The following is a 19,154-nucleotide window of genomic DNA, read 5'->3' as shown; positions in this document are numbered from 1 at the left end:
TTCACAACAGATTATTTTTCATTGTACACGATTTATAAAAAAACGCCTATTTCTTCAGTCACTGTGATAAAATAAGAGGTAGCGATTTTTATAGGGTGCCTATGAAAATTAAAGTTATTAAATAACACATGCCTTTCGGCAAGTCAAAGTCAATACAGAGAAAAGTGGGGATATGACATGCAGACTTTGCTGCTTTGGTTATTTTACATCTCATCGTTTTACGCGTTTATTCCCGGCTTGATCACCCGGATATTCGGTTTCCGCGTATTTCGCAGAGGGATCACGGAGCATGAATACGCGCTGACCTTCGATGACGGTCCCGATTCGGTGTACACTCCGAAATTGCTGGACCTGCTGAAAAGATACAACGCCAAGGCCACCTTCTTCGTCGTCGGCTCGCACGCGGAGCAGCATCCCGAAATCGTCAAGCGAATCTATGACGAAGGCCATCTGATCGGCATTCATAATTATGTCCATAAATCGAACTGGCTCATGCGGCCGGGAACGGTCAAGAAACAGATTATGAAGACCGACAAGGTTATTCATACGATTACCGGGGAGCGCAGTTCTTATTACCGTCCGCCGTGGGGAATCGTGAATCTGTTCGATTTTGCCAAGCGGAGCCAGTTCAAGATCGTCCTGTGGTCGTCCATGTTCGGCGACTGGCGGGAACGCATCGGCGCGGACCGGCTGACCGAGCGGATGCTGAACAAGCTTCAGCCCGGAGAAGTGATGCTGCTGCATGATTGCGGCCTCACGGCCGGAGCTAACCCGGACGCGCCGCAGCAGATGCTAATCGCTTTGGAGCGGGTGCTGGAGGAAGCGGAGCGCCGCGGAATGAAAGCCATCCGGATCGACGAGATGATCGAAGCGAAGGAGAAAGCGCCGGAGCGAAAGCTGCCGCGGCTGAAACGGGCTTCGGTCAAAGTTTGGCTGCTGTGGGAAACGCTGTTTCATGCGATGTTCCGGTTGAAATCAATCCGGCCTTATGATCCGTTCATCCATTACCGGCTGCGCACCTATAAGGGACAAACGGTGGAGATGAATGACGGCGCAACGCTGTCCAAGGGAGATAAAGTGATCGAGCTGCACTTCGATAACGAGAAGCTGTTCCGGCTCGGTGTCCGGTCCAGATCGATGGTGCACCTGGCCATCCAGATGATCCGCGCCACCGAAGATCAGTTCCCGGAACTGGCCCGGATCATCCTGAGCGACCCTGAACTGCAGCAGGCGAAGGCCATATACGGAATCACGATGATTAACCGGGGGCCAAAGAACTTTGGCTTCAAAATCGTCGATTTGAAAGACGGCTTATTCGCTAGATCGACGACGATGTATTTGAAGTTCCTGCTGCGGATCATTAATCCGTCCGGACAGGAACGGCTGAAGGACCATGCGGAACAGATGGTTCCGAAACTGCTGGTCATGTCTGTTGCTCAGCTAATCGAGCGGTTTTCCGAGAGCGGATCTCACCGCCGGCAGCAAGTGAAGGAGCCGTCCGATCCGCAAGAGGAGAAGAAGGGCGAGCTGCTTGACCTGAATCTGGTTGCTTCGTCGCAGGGTATCGGCAGCACGCCGCCTGCTATGTAAATCAAACAGCACTTATACGAAAATATGGATCGGGGCTGTCCCGGCTGTGGTAAAGACCGCAGCTGGAGACAGCCCTTTTGATGTTGAACCGGAAACCGAATGAAGCAGCCTTACTATTTAAAGCTTTATGCTTGATATAAAAAAGGTGCTTCATAAGTCGGAGCGACTTATGAAGCACCTCGGATGCATCTCACTTCGATGCAGAGTGGATTAGATTTTCATGACGCCGCCTTGGCTGGCGTTGGTAACGAGCTTGGAGTAACGGGCGAGATAGCCTGTTTTCACCTTCGGCTCGAAGCCTTTCCAATGGGTGCGGCGCTCGGCCAGCACTTCGTCGCTGACAAGAAGCTCGATTTTACGGTTGTTCAGGTCGAGCTCGATGATGTCCCCGTCTTCGACGAAGGCGATCGGACCGCCCTCAGCTGCTTCCGGAGAGATGTGGCCGATACTGATACCGCGGGATGCGCCGGAGAAGCGTCCGTCCGTGATCAGGCCGACTTTGGCTCCAAGGCCCATGCCGACGATTTGGGACGTAGGCGCCAGCATTTCCGGCATGCCTGGGCCGCCTTTAGGTCCTTCGTAACGAATAACGACGACGTGGCCTTCTTTAACCTTGCCGTTTGCGATGCCTTCCAGCGCCTCTTCCTGGGAGTCGAAGCAGATGGCAGGACCTTTATGATAGCCGCCGACGGATGGATCCACGGCGCCGACTTTGATGATGGATCCTTCCGGAGCCAGGTTGCCGTAGAGGACCGCCAGGCCTCCACGCTCGGAGTATGGCTGGTCGATCGGATGGATGACGTTCTTGTCCTGGATTTCGCAGCCGGTTACGTTCTCGGCCAGCGTCTTGCCGGTAACCGTCATGCAGTCGCCGTACAATGCGCCCGGCTTCTTGAGCAGCTCGTTCAGCACGGCGCTTACGCCGCCTGCGGTATGAACGTCTTCGATGAAGTAATCCGAAGCCGGTGCGAGCTTGGAGATATGCGGCACGCGGTTGGCGACTTCATTGATCCGCTCCAGCGGATAATCGATGCCGGCTTCCTGAGCGAGAGCCAGGGTGTGAAGCACGGTGTTCGTGGAGCCGCCCATGGCCATGTCGAGCGCAAAGGCGTTGTCGATGGATTCCCTGGTCACGATGTCACGCGGCTTCAGGTCCATCTTCACGAGTTCCATCAGCTGGCGTGCAGATTGCTTGACGAACTCTCTGCGTTCTTCGGCTACCGCCAGAATCGTGCCGTTGCCCGGCATTGCCAGTCCAAGGGCTTCCGCCAGACAGTTCATGGAGTTCGCGGTGAACATGCCCGAACAGGAACCGCAGGTAGGACAGCCGTATTGTTCAAGCTCCAGCAGATCGTCGTCGCTGATTTTGCCGACTTGGTGGGCACCGACGCCTTCGAATACGGATGTCAGGGACAGGCGGCGTCCTTTGCTGTCTACGCCGGCCTTCATCGGACCGCCGCTGACGAAGATCGTAGGGATGTTGACGCGCAGCGCGCCCATCAGCATGCCCGGCGTAATTTTGTCACAGTTCGGAATGCAGACCATGCCGTCGAACCAGTGTGCAGAGACGACGGTTTCGAGCGAGTCGGCGATGATTTCGCGGCTCGGCAGGGAATAACGCATGCCGATGTGCCCCATGGCGATGCCGTCATCGACGCCGATCGTGTTGAATTCAAACGGAACGCCACCGGCTTCGCGGATGGCCTCCTTGACCAATTTGCCGAATTCCTGAAGGTGGACGTGGCCGGGAACGATATCGATGTATGAGTTGCACACGGCGATAAACGGCTTGCCGAAATCCTCCTCTTTCACGCCCGCCGCGCGGAGCAAGCTGCGGTGAGGCGCGCGGTCAAAGCCCTTCTTGATCATGTCAGAGCGCATTTTATTAGCTGCCATGATGTCTTTTTCCCCCTAACTGTAAGTATCGCGCTTTAGCGCGGTTAACTATGAAAGTGCCCGTATAGAACGAAACGGTTTTAAATGAGTCTATCACAAAATGAAAGCTTTTTCTAGCAATGGTTCGAAAGATTCGGGGAACTTTAGGCCCAGGCAGGCGAACAGGAAAAGGCACCTTCCATTCGCTGGGAATGAAGGTGCCTGTTGGCTTATGTTCAATCCATCACTCGTTGTTGGCTGATGGTCAGGCAGGGATTAGTTTTTACCGCCTTTGCGGCCGATTTCTTTGTAGAACTCCTTGTCGTGAGACTCGGAAGTGGCTTCGCCGCCTTTTTGGCCGATCTCCTGATAGAATTCACGGTCGTGGTTTTTGGAAGTGGCTTCGCCGCCTTTGCGGCCGATTTCCTGATAAAATTCCTTGTCATGATTTTTGGCCGTTGCTTCCCCGCCCATACGACCTGCTTCTTCTCTGCTCATTTTACCGTTATTATCGTTGTTACGTGCCATTTCAAATCACTCCTTGGAAAGTATTTTTGATGGATATAGATTGAACTAAAGTGCACCTCCGGACCCGAAGTCCGTGCCCGCCTTCCGAAGAAGGCGCGGATGACGTTAGCCTTAGCTCACTCTATATTAGTTGCGCGCATCCTTTACTTACCACAGCCCTACTGGAGTGAAACAATTAAATTATGAAATCATTGGTAAATAACTTGCTTGGATACAGCCCCGTCGGAAGGAGGCATATCAGATCAGCCCTAGCGGATAAGCCCGTGGAGAGGAGGAGACAAATACGGCTCCGCTTCTATTGTTACATATTGACAACCCTTCTTCCTCCGCTGACAATAGGGACAGACCAAGTAACGGAAAGGGGAAGAAAACATGCAGGATAGTAACCTACCTGGATCACCCGAGCTTGTCACGTTCGGAGAAAGCATGGGGCTGTTCACGGCGCAGGATTCCCGCGGCCTGGAGTATGCTTCCACCTTACATAAATCCTTTGGCGGAGCGGAGAGCAATGTGGCCATCGGCGTCGCCCGTCTGGGTCACACCTCAGGCTGGTTCGGGGCGCTCGGAAAGGATCCTCTCGGGGATATGATTTACAAGTCAATCCGCGGCGAAGGCGTAGACGTGTCGCAAACGGTCCGCAGTGTTGACGCGCCAACAGGCATGATGATCCGTGAAAATACGGCGGGCCGCACATCGGTGTACTATTACCGGAAAGGCTCCGCGGCAAGCCGGATGCAGCCGGATCAGCTGAATGCTTCCTATATTGCCGGGGCCAAAATGCTGCACGTGACCGGCATTACGGCGGCGATCAGCCCGTCCGGACTGGCCTGCGTCGAAGCGGCTATAGACATCGCCGCGGCAGCCGGCGTCAAAATCAGCTTTGACCCCAATCTCCGCCTAAAGCTGTGGAGCCTGGAAGAGGCGCGGGGCGTGCTGCTGCGTCTGGCCGAAAAGGCGGATTACTTTTTACCGGGCCTCGACGAGCTGAAGCTGCTGTACGATACGGACGATGACGCGGCGATTTTTGCAAGCCTTTCCAAGCTGAAAGCCGTATCGATCGTCAAAGGCGGTCCCGACCTGACTTATGTGCTGGAGCAGGGGAACGTAACGGAGGTTCCGTACTTTAAAGCCGATAATGTACTGGATACCGTCGGAGCGGGTGACGGCTTCTGTGCCGGCTTTATCGCCGGGCTATTGAAGGGCGAAAGCGCCGTGGAAGCGACCCGTCTGGGGAATCTAACCGGATCTATGGTTATTCAAGCCGTGGGTGATTGGGAAGCGCTTCCGACTTGGGAGCAGGTCGAGGCGAAGCTCGGCAACAAGGCGCATATTGAGAGATAAAGCGAATGTTTGCAGGGTACTTTGGAAATAGACATCTTTCAGGCTTTTCCATATAATGAACACAAAGGAGCGGTCATTGTGAAAAAAATCCAGCTTTTGCAAAAAATTATCGATAACGGCGTCGTTGCCGTTCTGCGCGGAGATTCGGCCGATCAGGTGTTTGACATGGCGGAGGCGGCGATTGCCGGCGGGATCAAGGTCATCGAGGTTACGCTGACCGTGCCGGGGGCGCTGCATGCGATCGAGAAGCTCAGCCGGATGTACAGCTGGGAGACGAGCGACCCGGACAAATTCGCCATCATCGGAGCGGGAACGGTGCTGGAGCCTCAGACGGCGCGCGCTTCCATCATGGCCGGAGCCCAGTTTGTCGTCGGTCCTTCGCTGAATCCCGACACGGTTAAGCTGTGCAATTTGTACCGGGTGCCGATTCTGCCGGGCGTCATGACGATCGCCGAAGTGCAGCAGGCACTCGAGCTCGGGGTCGACATCGTGAAGCTGTTCCCTGGCAGCCTGTACGATCCGTCCATCATCAAGACGATGAAGGGGCCTCTGCCTCAAGCGGACTTTATGCCGACGGGCGGCGTATCGCTGTCCAATCTCGGCGACTGGATCAAAGGCGGGGCGGTGGCTGTGGGCATCGGCTCGGACCTGACCAACGAGGCTGTGAAGTCTGGGGATTTAAGCCATGTCCGCACGAAAGCGGAGCAGTACATGGAGGCTTACCGCAAGGCAAAGTCGGAGCTGTAAGCCGGCCGGAATGTTGTGAGCGGAATTATTGTATCATAAGTAAAACCGAAGCATTGTGAATCAAACCCGATCGTAACGGGTACTACACCATACAGCCTGCCGTCCCGCATGTGGAGGCGGGCTGGTCCCTTATTCCATTTGAAGCGAGAAGCCGCGGATCGGATCAAAAGGACCAACACTTGTGGAGGTGCACCATATCGTGCAGAACATAGATACGCTTGCCTCTTGGATTGAACAAAGCGGCAATATCGTTTTTTTTGGTGGAGCGGGAACGTCGACGGAAAGCGGCATTCCCGACTTCCGTTCCGCCGCCGGGCTGTATCAGACCGAACAGCATCTTCCATACCCGCCGGAGCAAATGCTGAGCCGGTCCTTTTTTATGAAGCTTCCCGAGGTGTTCTTTGATTTTTACCGCAGCAAAATGCTGCATCCCGATGCGGCTCCGAACGGCTGCCACCGGATGCTGGCCAAACTGGAGCAAGCCGGCAAGCTGAAGGCTGTCGTGACCCAGAACATCGACGGATTGCATCAGAAGGCGGGAAGCAAAGAGGTGCTGGAGCTGCACGGTTCTGTTCACCGCAACTACTGCATGGGCTGCGGGGCGTTTTACGACCTGGAGCACATCATGGCGACGAACAAGCTCGTTCCGCGCTGCCCAAGCTGCAGCGGGATCATCAAGCCCGATGTCGTCCTGTACGAGGAGCCGCTGGACCAGCAGGTGCTCTTTGGTGCGGTGGAGGCGATCTCCCAGGCGGATCTGCTCATCATCGGCGGCACCTCCCTGACGGTTCAGCCGGCAGCGGACCTGGTGTCCTATTTTCAAGGAAGCCGCACCGTCCTCCTGAATATGGACCCTACTCCATATGACCGCAAAGCGGATCTGCTGATCGCTGATAAAATCGGCGAAGTGATGGAGCAAGTGGAGCGGAAACTGGGTATTTAATGGGTGGCAGATGTTCATAGCGCGGTAAGCGTGGTAACAGCTTAGTCCATCCCTTTTTTAACAGGAAGGATATCAGTCGGGACCTCCAGCCCGTGTAATCGGTTTCTTGTCAAATGCCTTGCCGAGGATTTATGATGGTTCTAGTAGTCTATTAACCGTGAGAGAGAAGGGCGGATATCAATGGCATATACACCAAGCGAATCACGTTATGAAGAGATGACTTATAACCGCTGTGGCCGTTCGGGACTGAAGCTCCCGGCCATATCGCTGGGACTCTGGCATAATTTTGGCGGAATCAATACGTACGAAAATGCGCGGAACATGGTCACCCGCTCGTTTGATTTAGGAATTACCCACTTCGATCTGGCGAACAACTACGGTCCTCCACCAGGCTCGGCGGAAGAAACGTTTGGCCGGATTCTGGCCCAAGACCTGAAGAGCCACCGGGATGAATTGATTATCTCGTCCAAAGCCGGGTATTACATGTGGCCCGGTCCTTACGGGGAGTGGGGATCACGCAAGTATCTCGTCTCCAGCCTGGATCAAAGCTTAAAGCGGATGGGTCTCGATTATGTCGACATTTTTTATTCGCACCGCTTTGACCCGGATACTCCACTGGAAGAAACGATGATGGCGCTTGACCATATTGTGCGTTCCGGTAAAGCGCTGTACATCGGCATTTCGAATTATTCGGCGGAGCAGACGGCGGAAGCGGCCGCGATCCTGAAGCAGCTGGGAACGCCGCTCTTGATCCACCAGCCAAGCTATTCCATGCTGAACCGCTGGATCGAGAACGGCCTGCAGGACGTGCTGGATGAGCAGGGGATCGGCACGATTGCCTTTACCCCGCTGGCTCAAGGGCTGCTGACGAACAAATACCTGAACGGCATTCCGGAAGATTCGCGTGCCGCGAGCCCGTCGGTCTTCCTGAACGAGAGCAACATTACGCCGGATGTGCTTCGCAAAATTCGGGCGCTGAACCAGCTTGCGGCCGCCCGCGGCCAAAGCCTGGCCCAGCTGGCGCTGGCCTGGGTACTGCGCGGAGGGCGCGTGACTTCAGCCCTGATCGGAGCCAGCCGCGTCAGCCAAATCGAAGACAACGTGGCTGCACTGAAGAATCAGGAATTCAGCAAGGAAGAGCTGGACCGGATCGAAGCGATTTTGAAGACGGAAACCGAATCCTGATCCTGTGTATATCCTGCGGATCGATGAGAGGCAAATTCCGGTGACGGAAACTTAAGTCCATATTAGCGACCATCCTCGATTAACCCGTTAACACGGATAACTCGATTGCGGTTGACCTTGGCGTATATCAGGTGTATGACCGGCCTGGACTAAACTTACGCACATCTTAGGTGCAATAACTCTCTTGTCTGGCCCTTAGGCGGAATAACCCGCTTGTCATGGGCCTAACACACAATAACCCGCTTGTCTGCCAGAGGGCAGGGCATGCGGGTTATTGTGTGCCTGGCGCTTAGGATCCGCGCTGCGAGTCCGGCCGGGCGGAAGCGACGAGGTCCGGAGCCGTTACGACGGCGCGGTACGCCGTCGGGGACTGCCCGCACAGCCGCTTGAATTGGCGGGAAAAATACAGAGCGTCCGTCAGCCCGACGGAGGCGGCCACCTGCTCGATCGACAGCTCCGGCCGTTCGCGCAGCAGCTGGCGCGACTTATCGATGCGGAGCTTAAGCAAATAGGTCACCGGCGAGCATCCGGTTTCTTTCTTGAAAATCCGCGAAAGATAAGCCCGGTTATAGCCGAGGCTGTCGCACATTTGCTCAATGGAGACCGGATGGGCGTACTGTGCCGACATGTAGTGGATCATCTGCTTGACGGTCCGCTGCACCTGCGATTCCGTTCCCGTCAGCCGGGAATGGCTGGACAGGATATTCTGCGCTTCCGAGAAGATCAGGTACAGATAGCCGAGCGACGCCAGATCGGCGCTTTCCTGCTTCGTATAGAACGCTTCCTGCATCCGTTCAATAGAGCCGGGGATCATGGTGTCCCCGTCGGTAAAAAGCACCGGATGCAGCGGGTCGAAGCCGGCGTTCACCAGGAGACCCTGCGCCTCTCTGCCGGAGAAGGCGGTCCAGCGGTAGCGCCAAGGCTCGCCGGCGTCGGAGGCGTAGCTGACCAGCTGGCCGGGATGAATGAGAAAGCAGCTCCCTTGTCCGAGCTCGTAGGTGCGCTGCTCGGTTCGGAACGTCCCTTTTCCCTCTTCTACATAATGAAGCAGATAGTAATCATAAATTTTTGGCCCGACGGCATGCACAGGCCTGGTCTGGCTCTCTCCCGCAAACAGCACGTGCAGCGGGCCGTCGTCATGATAGACGGGGTTTGAAGCAACGGAGTAGGTCTCCTGCGGAATCATGGATTCATCGATCCTTTCACAACCATCAAAATAAATGCGGTCCTTCTTACACCATTATATGCTCCAAGGTCACATAAATCCATATCCAGTCAACATAATTGCATTAACGCGGACAGGAAGTCCTTTTATAATGAAAGAGCAGAACCATAAGGAAAGGATGGGTGCATATCCCTATGACATCGGAAACTTTATTACAGCAATTCATGACGAAATACGGTGACAGCAGCGAGGAAGTACGTGTGTTTCATGCTCCGGGCCGGGTTAACCTGATCGGGGAGCATATCGATTATAACGGAGGTTACGTCCTTCCCGCAGCGCTGGAGTTCGGCACGACGCTGCTCATTCGGGAGCGCGGGGACGATGTGATTCAGCTGGCCTCCACAAATTTGCCTTATGAATACAAACTAGCCGTCAAGGAAATCGGCAGCCACAAAACGGGCGAGTGGGTGGACTATGCCGTCGGCGTCATGGTCGAGAACGCGAATATCGGCTGTCCGGTTACGAAAGGCTATGACATCCTCTATCACGGCGATATTCCGAACGGCGCCGGATTGTCTTCTTCCGCCTCGATCGAAGTGGTCACTTCGTATGCGCTGCAGTCGATGGAAGGGTGCAGTACGGATACGGTGCAGATTGCGCTCCTGTCGCAAAAGGCCGAAAACCAGTACGTCGGCGTCAACTGCGGTATCATGGACCAGTTTGCCGTCGCGAACGGAAAGAAGGACCACGCGATCCTGCTCATGTGCGACACGCTGGAATACAAGCATGTTCCGTTCCAGACCGGGGTCTACAAGTTGGTGATCAGCAATACGAACAAGCGCAGAGGCCTGGTGGATTCGGCTTACAACGAACGCCGCTCGCAGTGCGAAACCGCCTTGGCCCAGCTTCAGGCAAAGATGCCTTCGCTTCAGTATTTGGCCGGCCTGACGCCCGATCAGTTCGAATCGCTGAAGGATGCTATCGCCGATGAGACGGTCGTAAGACGTGCCCGGCACGTGGTCGAAGAAAACCAGCGCGTGCTGGATTCCGTGGAAGCGTTGAAGCAGAACGATTTGCATACCTTCGGACAGCTGATGAACGCTTCGCACGCATCGCTGCGTGACCTGTACGAGGTCAGCTGCGAAGAGCTGGACGTTATGGTCGAAGAAGCGCAGCGGATCGAAGGCACGCTGGGCTCGCGGATGACCGGAGCCGGCTTTGGCGGCTGCACCGTGTCGCTCGTGCATGAAGATGCGGTGGAACGGTTCATTCAGCAGGTCGGCGAAGCGTATCAGGCGAGAACGGGCCTCAAGGCCGATTTCTATGTGTGCAGCGCAGGCGACGGAGTCAAAGAACTGAAGGGGGATCACTAACATGGCTATTCTCGTAACGGGTGGAGCAGGATATATCGGGTCGCATACGGTAGCGGCTCTTCTGGAGCGCGGCGAGGAAGTAGTCGTGCTGGACAATTTGCAAACGGGGCACCGCGGGGCGCTGCTCGGCGGCAAGCTGTACGAAGGAGATTTGCGGGACAAGGAGCTGCTGGCGAAGCTGTTCGCCGAGAACGAGATCGACGCGGTGATCCATTTCGCGGCGAATTCCCTCGTGGGCGAAAGTATGCAGAAGCCGGTGAAGTACTATGATAACAACGTCTACGGCACGCTCTGCCTGCTGGAAGCGATGGACGCGGCGAACGTGCGCCGGATCGTCTTTTCCTCCACAGCAGCGACTTACGGTGAACCTGAACGGGTGCCGATTGTCGAGAGCGACCGTACGCAGCCTACGAACGTGTACGGGGAGACCAAATTGATGATGGAGCGTATGATGTCCTGGTTCGACCAGGTGCTCGGCATCAAATACGTAGCCTTGCGTTATTTCAATGCGGCAGGGGCCCATGACAGCGGCAAAATCGGCGAGGACCACCGTCCTGAAAGCCATCTCATTCCGCTGGTGCTGCAAACCGCGCTGAAGCAGCGCGAGAGCATTGCCGTCTTCGGCGACGACTATCCGACGGCGGACGGATCCTGCGTCAGAGACTACATCCACGTGAGCGACCTGGCGGACGCGCACTTGCGGGCGGTCGATTATTTGCGCAAGGGCGAGGCCAGCAACGTGTTTAACCTGGGGATCGGGGAAGGCTTCTCCGTGAAGGAAGTGATCGAGACGGCCAAGAAGGTCACCGGGTTGGACATTCCGGTCGTAATGCAGGCCCGCCGTGCCGGCGATCCCGCTGTGCTCGTTGCATCTTCTGAAAAAGCCCGCACCGTGCTCGGATGGAACCCTTCGCGCACCAAGCTGGAGGACATTATCGAGAGCGCCTGGAGCTGGCATCAAAGCCATCCTGACGGATACGGCAAAGAATAAGGGGGAAGCGCATTGAATTCACAAACCGACACCACGAATCCCTTGAAAGAGCAAGCCTTGCAGGCAATCGACCGCCTCGTGCGTTTCGCCCTGGATCACCGGCTCATTCAGGCTGAAGACGCCGACTACAGCCGCAACCTGCTGCTGGATATGTTCGGAGCAAGCGAGCCTTCGCTGAACGAAGCTGTGCCGGAGGCCGCGGACAGCCCGCAGCCGATGATCGACACGCTGCTGGATTACGCATTTGAGATCGGACTGATGCCGGAAAACACCGACACCTACCGCGACCTGCTCGACGCCAAAATCATGGGCCTGCTCATGGCGCGGCCTTCGGAAGTGATTGCGGAGTTTGAGCGCACGGCACGAGAACAGGGAATCGAAGCGGCAACCGACCGATTTTACCGGCTGTCGATCGACTCGAACTACATCCGGATGGACCGGGTCAGCAAAAACGTATACTGGACGTATCCTTCGGAATACGGCGATATCGAAATGACCATCAACTTGTCCAAGCCGGAGAAAAGTCCGAAGGAAATCGCTATGGCAAAGCTGCTGCCGCCGCCGGTCTACCCCAAATGCCAGCTGTGCCGTGAGAACGTCGGTTATGCCGGCCGGGTCAACCATCCCGCACGCCAAAACCTGCGGATCATTCCGCTTGAGATGAACAACGAAAACTGGTTCTTCCAGTATTCGCCTTACGTGTACTACAACGAGCACTGTATCGTGTTCCACCATGATCACGTGCCGATGAAGCTGACGAAGGACAGCCTGCGTCGCCTGCTCGCTTTTGTAGACGTCTTCCCGCATTATTTTATCGGCTCGAATGCCGATCTGCCAATCGTGGGCGGGTCCATTCTAACCCACGACCACTTCCAGGGCGGGCGCCATACGTTCCCGATCCAGAACGCGCCGAAGGAAGCATCCTTCGCTCACCCGCAGTTCCCGGGCGTGACGGCCAGCATCGTCAAATGGCCGATGTCTGTGCTGCGGCTTGCGTCGGCGGACAGTGCCGTCCTGCTGGAATGCGCCGATTCCATCTACGAAGCCTGGAAGCAGTACAGCGATCCGGAAGCCGAGATTTATGCTTTTACAGAAGAAGGCGGGCAGCGGGTGCCGCATAACACGGTGACCCCGATCGTCCATCGGACGCCGGACGGGGCTTACGAAATGGACTTGGTGCTGCGCAACAACCGGACCAGCGAGGAGCATCCGGCGGGGATTTTCCACCCGCATGCCGAAATGCACCATATCAAGAAGGAAAACATCGGCCTCATTGAGGTGATGGGCCTGGCGATTCTGCCGGGACGGCTGAAGGAAGAGCTGGATCAGGTCGCGGATATTCTGTCCGGAAACCGCGGGCTGTATGAAGCGCTGCTCCAGGACGACAACCATCCGCTCCAAGTCCACAAACCGTGGATCACCCGCCTGGTGGAAGAACAGGGCATGGAGCGGGACAAAGCTGCCGCCGAAGAATGGGTCCGCGAGGAGGTTGGACGCATTTTCGTGGAGATTTTGGGCCACGCCGGCGTCTACAAACGGACGGAGGCCGGGCAGCAGGCGTTCCGCCGCTTCCTTACTGCGATGGGTTATACCGAGGCGTAATTTCTTATATCCGGGGGATGCGCCCCCTTCCTTACAAACCGCTTATTCCCTGCACGGGAAGGGCGGTTTGTTTCTTCTGCGGCCGGAGGGTTATAATATTTAGGGCAACTCATTACATCATGGAGGCGAATCCGACAATGAAAGCATTTGAATTTCATAACCCGACCAAGCTGATTTTCGGCCAAGGTCAGCTGGATAAATTAAAAACCGAAGTTCCGAAATACGGGAAAAAGGTGCTGCTGGTATACGGCGGCGGAAGCATCAAGCGCTCCGGCCTGTACGACAACGTGCTTGCGCTGCTCAAGGAAATCGGCGCCGAGGTGACCGAACTGGCAGGCGTAGAGCCGAATCCGCGCTTATCAACTGTACATAAAGGGGTGGACCTGTGCCGGACAAAAGGCATTGAGCTGATTCTTGCGGTAGGCGGCGGCAGCGTCCTGGACTGCTCCAAGGCGATTGCGGTCGGCGCCAAATACGACGGCGATATGTGGGACTTTGTGGAACGCAAAGCCGCTCCGCAGGCTGCCCTTCCGCTCGGCACGGTGCTGACGATGGCGGCGACAGGCTCGGAAATGAACGGAGGCTCGGTCATTACGAACGAGCAAACGAAAGAAAAGATGGGCTGGGGCAGCCCGTTTGCCTTCCCGGCATTTTCCATCCTGGATCCGGTGAACACGTATTCCCTGCCGAAAGACCAAACCGTTTACGGCATGGTAGACATGATGTCCCACGTGCTGGAGCATTACTTCCACCAGGAGACCAACACGCCGGTTCAGGACGGATTCTGCGAAACGGTCCTTCGTACCGTCATCGAAACCGCGCCGAAGCTGATTAACGATCTGGAAAACTACGAGTACCGTTCTACGATCATGTACTGCGGCACGATGGCGCTGAACGGTGTGCTGAACATGGGCATGTCCGGCGACTGGGCGACCCACAACATTGAACACGCCGTATCGGCCGTGTATGACATTCCGCACGGCGGGGGTTTGGCCATCCTGTTCCCGAACTGGATGAAATATAACCTGAGCGTGGATCCAGGCCGCTTCAAGCGCCTTGCCGTCAACGTGTTTAACGTGGATCCGGCCGGCAAGAGCGACGAGCAGGTCGGGGAAGAGGGCATCCAGGCGCTTCGCGATTTCTGGAGCTCTATCGGTGCGCCGGCCCGCCTTGCCGATTACGACATCGACGACAGCCAGATCGAAGTGATGGCTGAGAAGTCGGTCCGCTTCGGTCCGTTTGGCAACTTCCGCAAGTTGAACAAGGAAGACGTCATCGAAATTTACAAAATGTCGCTGTAAGCCGATAAGCGATCCGTCAGTGACCGGAGAGTTGGAGCATACTTCTTTTCTCTGCCAATATAGCCAAGGGGCTTCCCATAAGGTCGATCCGACCCGGGATAGCCCCTTTTTGCCGTTCCACATCTTTCCCGTGTCGAGGGTTCGGGTTGATGCTGCCCACGCCTAGGTCACTGAATTCACGGCTTACTTTATACCTCCTGATCCGGCTTGGATCTCTCGGCCTTCCATAGGGTCGGCCTCATGATAGCCCAGTCTCTTTCGGGAGCGCGCCAGCATCACTAAGCCCAGGAGGGCTGTCAGAACGGCAATCATGACCATAGGGCTGTATCGGTTGACCTGATAGAGAGTAGTGCTTGCAATAGGGGCGATAATGGCGGAAATCCCCTGCATGGCTGCAACCATGCCGGCAACGCCTCCTTGCTGTTCATGACTTACCGACAGAGAAGCGCCTGCCATAAATCCGGTCATCATAAGCCCAGCTCCTAAACCAAACACCAAAAACGCCAAATAGAAAAAGGGAAGCTGAATGGCAAAAAGGAATAGGAGCATGCTTGCGACGAGAATCAAAGATCCGAGCAGGATCATCGCCCGTGGTCCCCATTTCAGCCATTTGGACTGAACGACTTGTGAGATGAGCATAGCCAGGCCCGTAAACATGAGCCCGAAGGAAACGACCCCTGCCAACCGGTCAGACGGGAGACCGAGCTGATCCTGCAAATAAAAACCACCGACGACTTGAACCGTGACGAGCCCGATCATTGTCACCAACGCTGCAAGTAAATAGAGCCGTAAACCGGGTTGGAACGGACTGACTTTGACGCCCCCACCCCGAAGCGCCGGTTTCGTTGCAGGCATTAGCAGCAGAGTGACGACACAGGCGACAGCTGCCATCGTAATGCCAAAATATAAAGGCCACAATAAACCAATGATGGTGAAGATGCCGGCAACGGCCGGCCCCAGAACAAGCCCAAGCCCATTCGCAGCGCTGATGATCGCCATACCGCTTCCTCTGTTTTTCCCCTCAGTCACATCGCCGATATAAGCCTGTGAGGAGGACAGGATGGCCGGAATGAAGAAACCGACCAGGCTGCGGGCACCAATCATAAGAGACAGCAGGAGCCCGCCGCTAAGCCAGTGTTGGAGACCGGCATAAAACACGGCCGTCAACAATAAAGTACTGATGCACATGCCGATAAACCCGATCAGTATAACCGGTTTCCGTCCTTTCGCGTCACTGATATTCCCCCATACCGGAGCCATGACGGCCATCATGACCGATCCGCTGGAAATCAGGATTCCGGAGTAAATTTCCTTGAGCCCTAATTCCCGTATTAGTGAGGGTGTGATTGGAGCAAGAAGCATAAGCCCTAACATCGCTACAAAAACGCTGAAAAAGACACTTCCCTTTATTTTATTCATTCGCTGCACTCCTTTTCTCAAATGGATCATTTGAGTAGGAGTATAAGCAAAGTGGGCTGTGTGTTCTCCCTCGTTACGGATGGAACTGCGGTCAAACGGATTAAAATTGTTTTTTTACCTCGGAAGGCTTCATGCCGTATCTCCGAAAAAACTGCTCGGAAAATGCGCTAACGTTGCTGTACCCTACGGTCATCGCAGCCTTGGTCACATTGGCGGCCCGGTTTCGCAAAAGGCTCATCGCATGGTCGAGGCGGATCTGTCTTACATATTCGAACACGGTCAAGCCGAAGCATGCCTTGAATCCCATCTTCAGTTTAAAGTCGTTTAACTCGACCATCTTTGCCAATGCCAACAGCGAAGGAGGGTCTGCCATACACGATTCAAGGATTTGCTTTGCCTGGTGCAATTTTTGGACATCCCCTTTAGACAAACCGCTCGGAATAGGCGTCACAACAAATAGTTGATGCATATGCCGGTTCAGCAGCTCCAGTGCAACTGCTTCCATCATTAGCGGGGATCTGTCGGCATGTTTTAAATCCGAGATTAATTGCTCTATCAATATCATGCTTCTCGCATCGGGTTCAACATCAAAAGACCGGAATGTTTGCCCTTGCAGGAGCCGGTTAAAATCCAAATGGTTGTTTGGCGACGCTGCCGAGGGACTAGCCGCATAATCGAATAGAGCTACCGGGATAGCCAGTGATAATGAAGTATACGGCTCTTCAGCCGATGGATAAAACTGGGCTTGAAAGTCCTGAACGAAGGCAAGCGTACCCCGCCCGACCGGAGTTTCGTGTTCCCGGCCCGATACCACCACCTGCCGTTGACCGGACAGAGTGAACTGAAGTTCAACCATACGCCCTTTTGAGGCAAAACGAAAAGGATACGGCTTGTGATAGTGAACCTCATGGTATACGATTTCGATCCCGCTGTAAGTCGTGACCTTGTATGCTATGCCGGTGCCGACTTCGGGTCGAAGCTTATAAGAGATTCCGTTGTTTTGGCCGAATAAGGTTTCACCGAAATATCGCTGACAAATGGAAGTCAACGGTTCCACAATCATCACCTCTGACGACGATTATACCGGACGTTTGATTGCGTTTCGAGGGGATCATTCGAATCACGCAATCAGACAGGAATGAACGAGAGCTCTCAATGGTTCACCGGGCGGCTTCGCCGCACCCAATAATGAAGCCGGACCAACCAAATCGTCTTCATCATTCCCTTCAGTGGCAGAAGAACGGCCATCATCTTCAGCCAAAGGATGACGTCCGGCTGATAAATTTCTGCAATATGCCAAACCGGCACGACCTGAGTCATGCTCAATATGAGCACAATAAACAAACCTGCGAATTCCAGAACGATGTTGGCTATCACTTTGAAAGATTTTGCGGACGAGGCGGAAGGGTCAGGTCTCCATGGTCCAAGGCAGTTCCTGGCGGTTCGAGCGACCGTGTATAATAACCACGCGCTGAGTATGATTATAATTCCGTTAACAAGCAGATATTTCTGCATAATGCTTAGAAATGATCCACCTATCGGCTGCCCATTCAGGATGCTGATGACCCCGGTTGCGATGTGGGTCGTCGTGTTATTCCCGTCTCATAATCATTGTGCCCGTGCGGCATACTCGTTTTTGTAAATGCCCTGAACAAGTTCCAGCACTGGTCTGCCGGCTTCGGCATACTTCAACTCCGTGGGCTCGTTTTTCAACAGAAATACGCCGTTCAGGTTCTTGTGCTTGCCGAAAGCCGCTTCATACAGAAGCGAAGCGCCCTTTGAAGGAGGACTCATGACCAGTTTCATCGCTATTTTTATATACCAGGGCAGCCCGGAATTTTTTCCTTTTCGCATCGTATTGTTACCCCCGGGGTCGGCACTGCGGATCGTCAAGCCTTCGGCGGCTGCCAAGGGGGCGATTTCGCGGGTCCACAGTGACAACGCCAGCTTGGAAGCGGCGTAGGGACCGAACAACTTCTTGAACGTCCGCGGAGAGGCCAGCTCTGCCGGCTCGAAGCGGCGGACCATTTTCATTGCTGAGGACGACGTGTTGATGATCGTTTTGAAGGAACCTTGCTTTACCAAATCTTTCAGCTCCATAAAGATGATATAGGGAACTACGGTTTGAAGTTCGAAGTGCATCTCACGTCCCTGCTTGGAATACACAAGCTCAGGGAAGCTGCCCCCGGCATTGTTAAACAGTATGTCGATTTTGTCCTCCTTGCTCTTGATCTCGTCCAGCGTGCGCTGTAAGGCGGAGAAATCGGCGAGATCGGCTTTATATGGTCGAAGCTGCCGGGTGGCGAGAGCTTTCTGGATTAAGGCGTCGTCGCTGGGGAAAGCGGAACGAACCAAGGCAAGGACAGTCCAGCCTTCACCCAGCAGTCTGCGGGTCAGCTCCAGGCCGATGCCGTTGTTTGCCCCGGTAATCAGTGCAATTGAGTTGGTTTTCATATGTGCCTCCTAGCAGATGAATAGGTTTTTGTATTTGCGGTAAAGCCACTCTACAACTTGTAGTCGGCTACAAGTCAATCCCTATTTTCGAAAAACCTACCGGACTTGACCTGGAGTCAGCTCCAAGTTGTATGATGGTATGAACAGACCAGAAACGAAAGGGAAGAAAGCCATGACTGATGCATATACGATCAAAGAAGCCGCGGAGCATACCGGCATCCCCGAAGAAACGATTCGCTATTACGAACGGATCGGGATTCTGCCGCGCGCAGAGCGCAAACCAAACCGCCACCGGGTGTACCGGCCAAAGGATTTGGAGACGATGAAGCTGGTCACCTGCCTGAAGAAGACGGGTATGCCGCTGGAGGAGATGAAGCCGTTTTTGAAACTGTCGGTCGGCGATGACATCAGCGAGTATCCGGAGCTGCACGGTTTGATTTTGGAGCACCGGGCAAAAATCAGGGAACAGATGGACTCTCTTCAGCAGATCCTGGATTTCATTGATTCTCAGGTGATTGGAACAGCGCCTGAAGCGGAGTGTGGTTTGGCTGACCAGCCGAAACGATTCGGCTTCCTGAGCTTGAAACCGTGAGCCAGCCGGAAGGAAAAGAAAAGGAGGATTTTGGCGGAAAATTCCCGG

At 54.9% G+C, this 19,154-nt stretch carries 16 protein-coding genes and 1 pseudogene; 10 read left to right on the top strand and 7 right to left on the bottom strand.

The window, feature by feature from the left end:
- The first annotated feature begins 177 nt into the window (after positions 1–177).
- On the top strand, positions 178–1,590 hold the full coding sequence (locus MKY74_RS28325; RefSeq protein ID WP_076169655.1) for a polysaccharide deacetylase family protein: 1,413 nt from the start codon (positions 178–180) through the stop codon (positions 1,588–1,590).
- A 210-nt stretch (positions 1,591–1,800) separates the two neighbouring features.
- Here MKY74_RS28325 and ilvD read toward each other — a convergent pair whose 3' ends face one another.
- Positions 1,801–3,486 (bottom strand): dihydroxy-acid dehydratase, encoded by a 1,686-nt coding sequence (gene ilvD, locus MKY74_RS28320; RefSeq protein ID WP_179232034.1) that lies wholly within the window; start codon positions 3,484–3,486, stop codon positions 1,801–1,803.
- A 261-nt stretch (positions 3,487–3,747) separates the two neighbouring features.
- A pseudogene (locus MKY74_RS28315) lies at positions 3,748–3,993 on the bottom strand (KGG domain-containing protein); the annotation flags it as partial.
- Between the two features lie 372 nt (positions 3,994–4,365).
- Between MKY74_RS28315 and MKY74_RS28310 the strand changes: the two are divergent.
- From MKY74_RS28310 to mgrA, 4 genes are all read left to right on the top strand, one after another.
- A complete protein-coding gene (locus MKY74_RS28310) occupies positions 4,366–5,334 on the top strand; it encodes a sugar kinase (RefSeq protein ID WP_076169656.1) in 969 nt (322 codons plus the stop codon).
- A 78-nt stretch (positions 5,335–5,412) separates the two neighbouring features.
- Positions 5,413–6,081: a bifunctional 2-keto-4-hydroxyglutarate aldolase/2-keto-3-deoxy-6-phosphogluconate aldolase gene (locus MKY74_RS28305; RefSeq protein ID WP_076170131.1), complete on the top strand. Its 669-nt coding sequence runs from the start codon at positions 5,413–5,415 to the stop codon at positions 6,079–6,081.
- A gap of 199 nt (positions 6,082–6,280) precedes the next feature.
- A complete protein-coding gene (locus MKY74_RS28300) occupies positions 6,281–7,024 on the top strand; it encodes an NAD-dependent protein deacylase (RefSeq protein ID WP_076169657.1) in 744 nt (247 codons plus the stop codon).
- Positions 7,025–7,204: 180 nt separating this feature from the next.
- Positions 7,205–8,209, top strand: a complete 1,005-nt coding sequence (gene mgrA, locus MKY74_RS28295; protein WP_076169658.1) for an L-glyceraldehyde 3-phosphate reductase — start codon at positions 7,205–7,207, stop codon at positions 8,207–8,209.
- A 289-nt stretch (positions 8,210–8,498) separates the two neighbouring features.
- Here the strand turns inward: mgrA and MKY74_RS28290 are convergent, their stop codons facing one another.
- The gene (locus tag MKY74_RS28290) at positions 8,499–9,395 is read right to left on the bottom strand and encodes an AraC family transcriptional regulator (protein WP_076169659.1); all 897 of its coding nucleotides are present in this window, start codon (positions 9,393–9,395) and stop codon (positions 8,499–8,501) included.
- Between the two features lie 173 nt (positions 9,396–9,568).
- Here MKY74_RS28290 and MKY74_RS28285 point away from each other — a divergent pair, with 173 nt between their 5' ends.
- From MKY74_RS28285 to MKY74_RS28270, 4 genes are all read left to right on the top strand, one after another.
- Positions 9,569–10,747 (top strand): galactokinase, encoded by a 1,179-nt coding sequence (locus MKY74_RS28285; RefSeq protein ID WP_076169660.1) that lies wholly within the window; start codon positions 9,569–9,571, stop codon positions 10,745–10,747.
- A gap of 1 nt (position 10,748) precedes the next feature.
- Positions 10,749–11,738: a UDP-glucose 4-epimerase GalE gene (galE, locus tag MKY74_RS28280; RefSeq protein ID WP_076169661.1), complete on the top strand. Its 990-nt coding sequence runs from the start codon at positions 10,749–10,751 to the stop codon at positions 11,736–11,738.
- Between the two features lie 12 nt (positions 11,739–11,750).
- Positions 11,751–13,340, top strand: a complete 1,590-nt coding sequence (locus tag MKY74_RS28275) for a UDP-glucose--hexose-1-phosphate uridylyltransferase (protein ID WP_076169662.1) — start codon at positions 11,751–11,753, stop codon at positions 13,338–13,340.
- A gap of 137 nt (positions 13,341–13,477) precedes the next feature.
- On the top strand, positions 13,478–14,641 hold the full coding sequence (locus tag MKY74_RS28270) for an iron-containing alcohol dehydrogenase (RefSeq protein WP_076169663.1): 1,164 nt from the start codon (positions 13,478–13,480) through the stop codon (positions 14,639–14,641).
- A gap of 183 nt (positions 14,642–14,824) precedes the next feature.
- Here MKY74_RS28270 and MKY74_RS28265 read toward each other — a convergent pair whose 3' ends face one another.
- The 4 genes from MKY74_RS28265 to MKY74_RS28250 form a co-directional block, all read right to left on the bottom strand.
- A complete protein-coding gene (locus MKY74_RS28265; protein ID WP_076169664.1) occupies positions 14,825–16,060 on the bottom strand; it encodes an MFS transporter in 1,236 nt (411 codons plus the stop codon).
- A gap of 100 nt (positions 16,061–16,160) precedes the next feature.
- A complete protein-coding gene (locus tag MKY74_RS28260; RefSeq protein WP_244169250.1) occupies positions 16,161–16,916 on the bottom strand; it encodes a helix-turn-helix transcriptional regulator in 756 nt (251 codons plus the stop codon).
- Positions 16,917–17,212: 296 nt separating this feature from the next.
- Positions 17,213–17,404, bottom strand: coding sequence for a hypothetical protein (locus MKY74_RS28255; protein ID WP_144025404.1), 192 nt, complete (start codon positions 17,402–17,404; stop codon positions 17,213–17,215).
- A gap of 264 nt (positions 17,405–17,668) precedes the next feature.
- Entirely contained in the window at positions 17,669–18,514 is an 846-nt protein-coding gene (locus MKY74_RS28250; RefSeq protein WP_076169667.1) for an SDR family NAD(P)-dependent oxidoreductase, read from the bottom strand.
- A 172-nt stretch (positions 18,515–18,686) separates the two neighbouring features.
- On the opposite strand from MKY74_RS28250, the gene MKY74_RS28245 reads away from it, so the two are divergent.
- Entirely contained in the window at positions 18,687–19,106 is a 420-nt protein-coding gene (locus tag MKY74_RS28245; RefSeq protein WP_076170132.1) for a MerR family transcriptional regulator, read from the top strand.
- Positions 19,107–19,154 lie beyond the last annotated feature (48 nt).

Origin of the sequence: Paenibacillus sp. FSL R5-0378 (genome assembly GCF_038009285.1) — a bacterium.
Taxonomy (GTDB): domain Bacteria; phylum Bacillota; class Bacilli; order Paenibacillales; family Paenibacillaceae; genus Paenibacillus_AQ; species Paenibacillus_AQ favisporus.
This window is presented reverse-complemented; position numbering and strand designations above follow the sequence as displayed.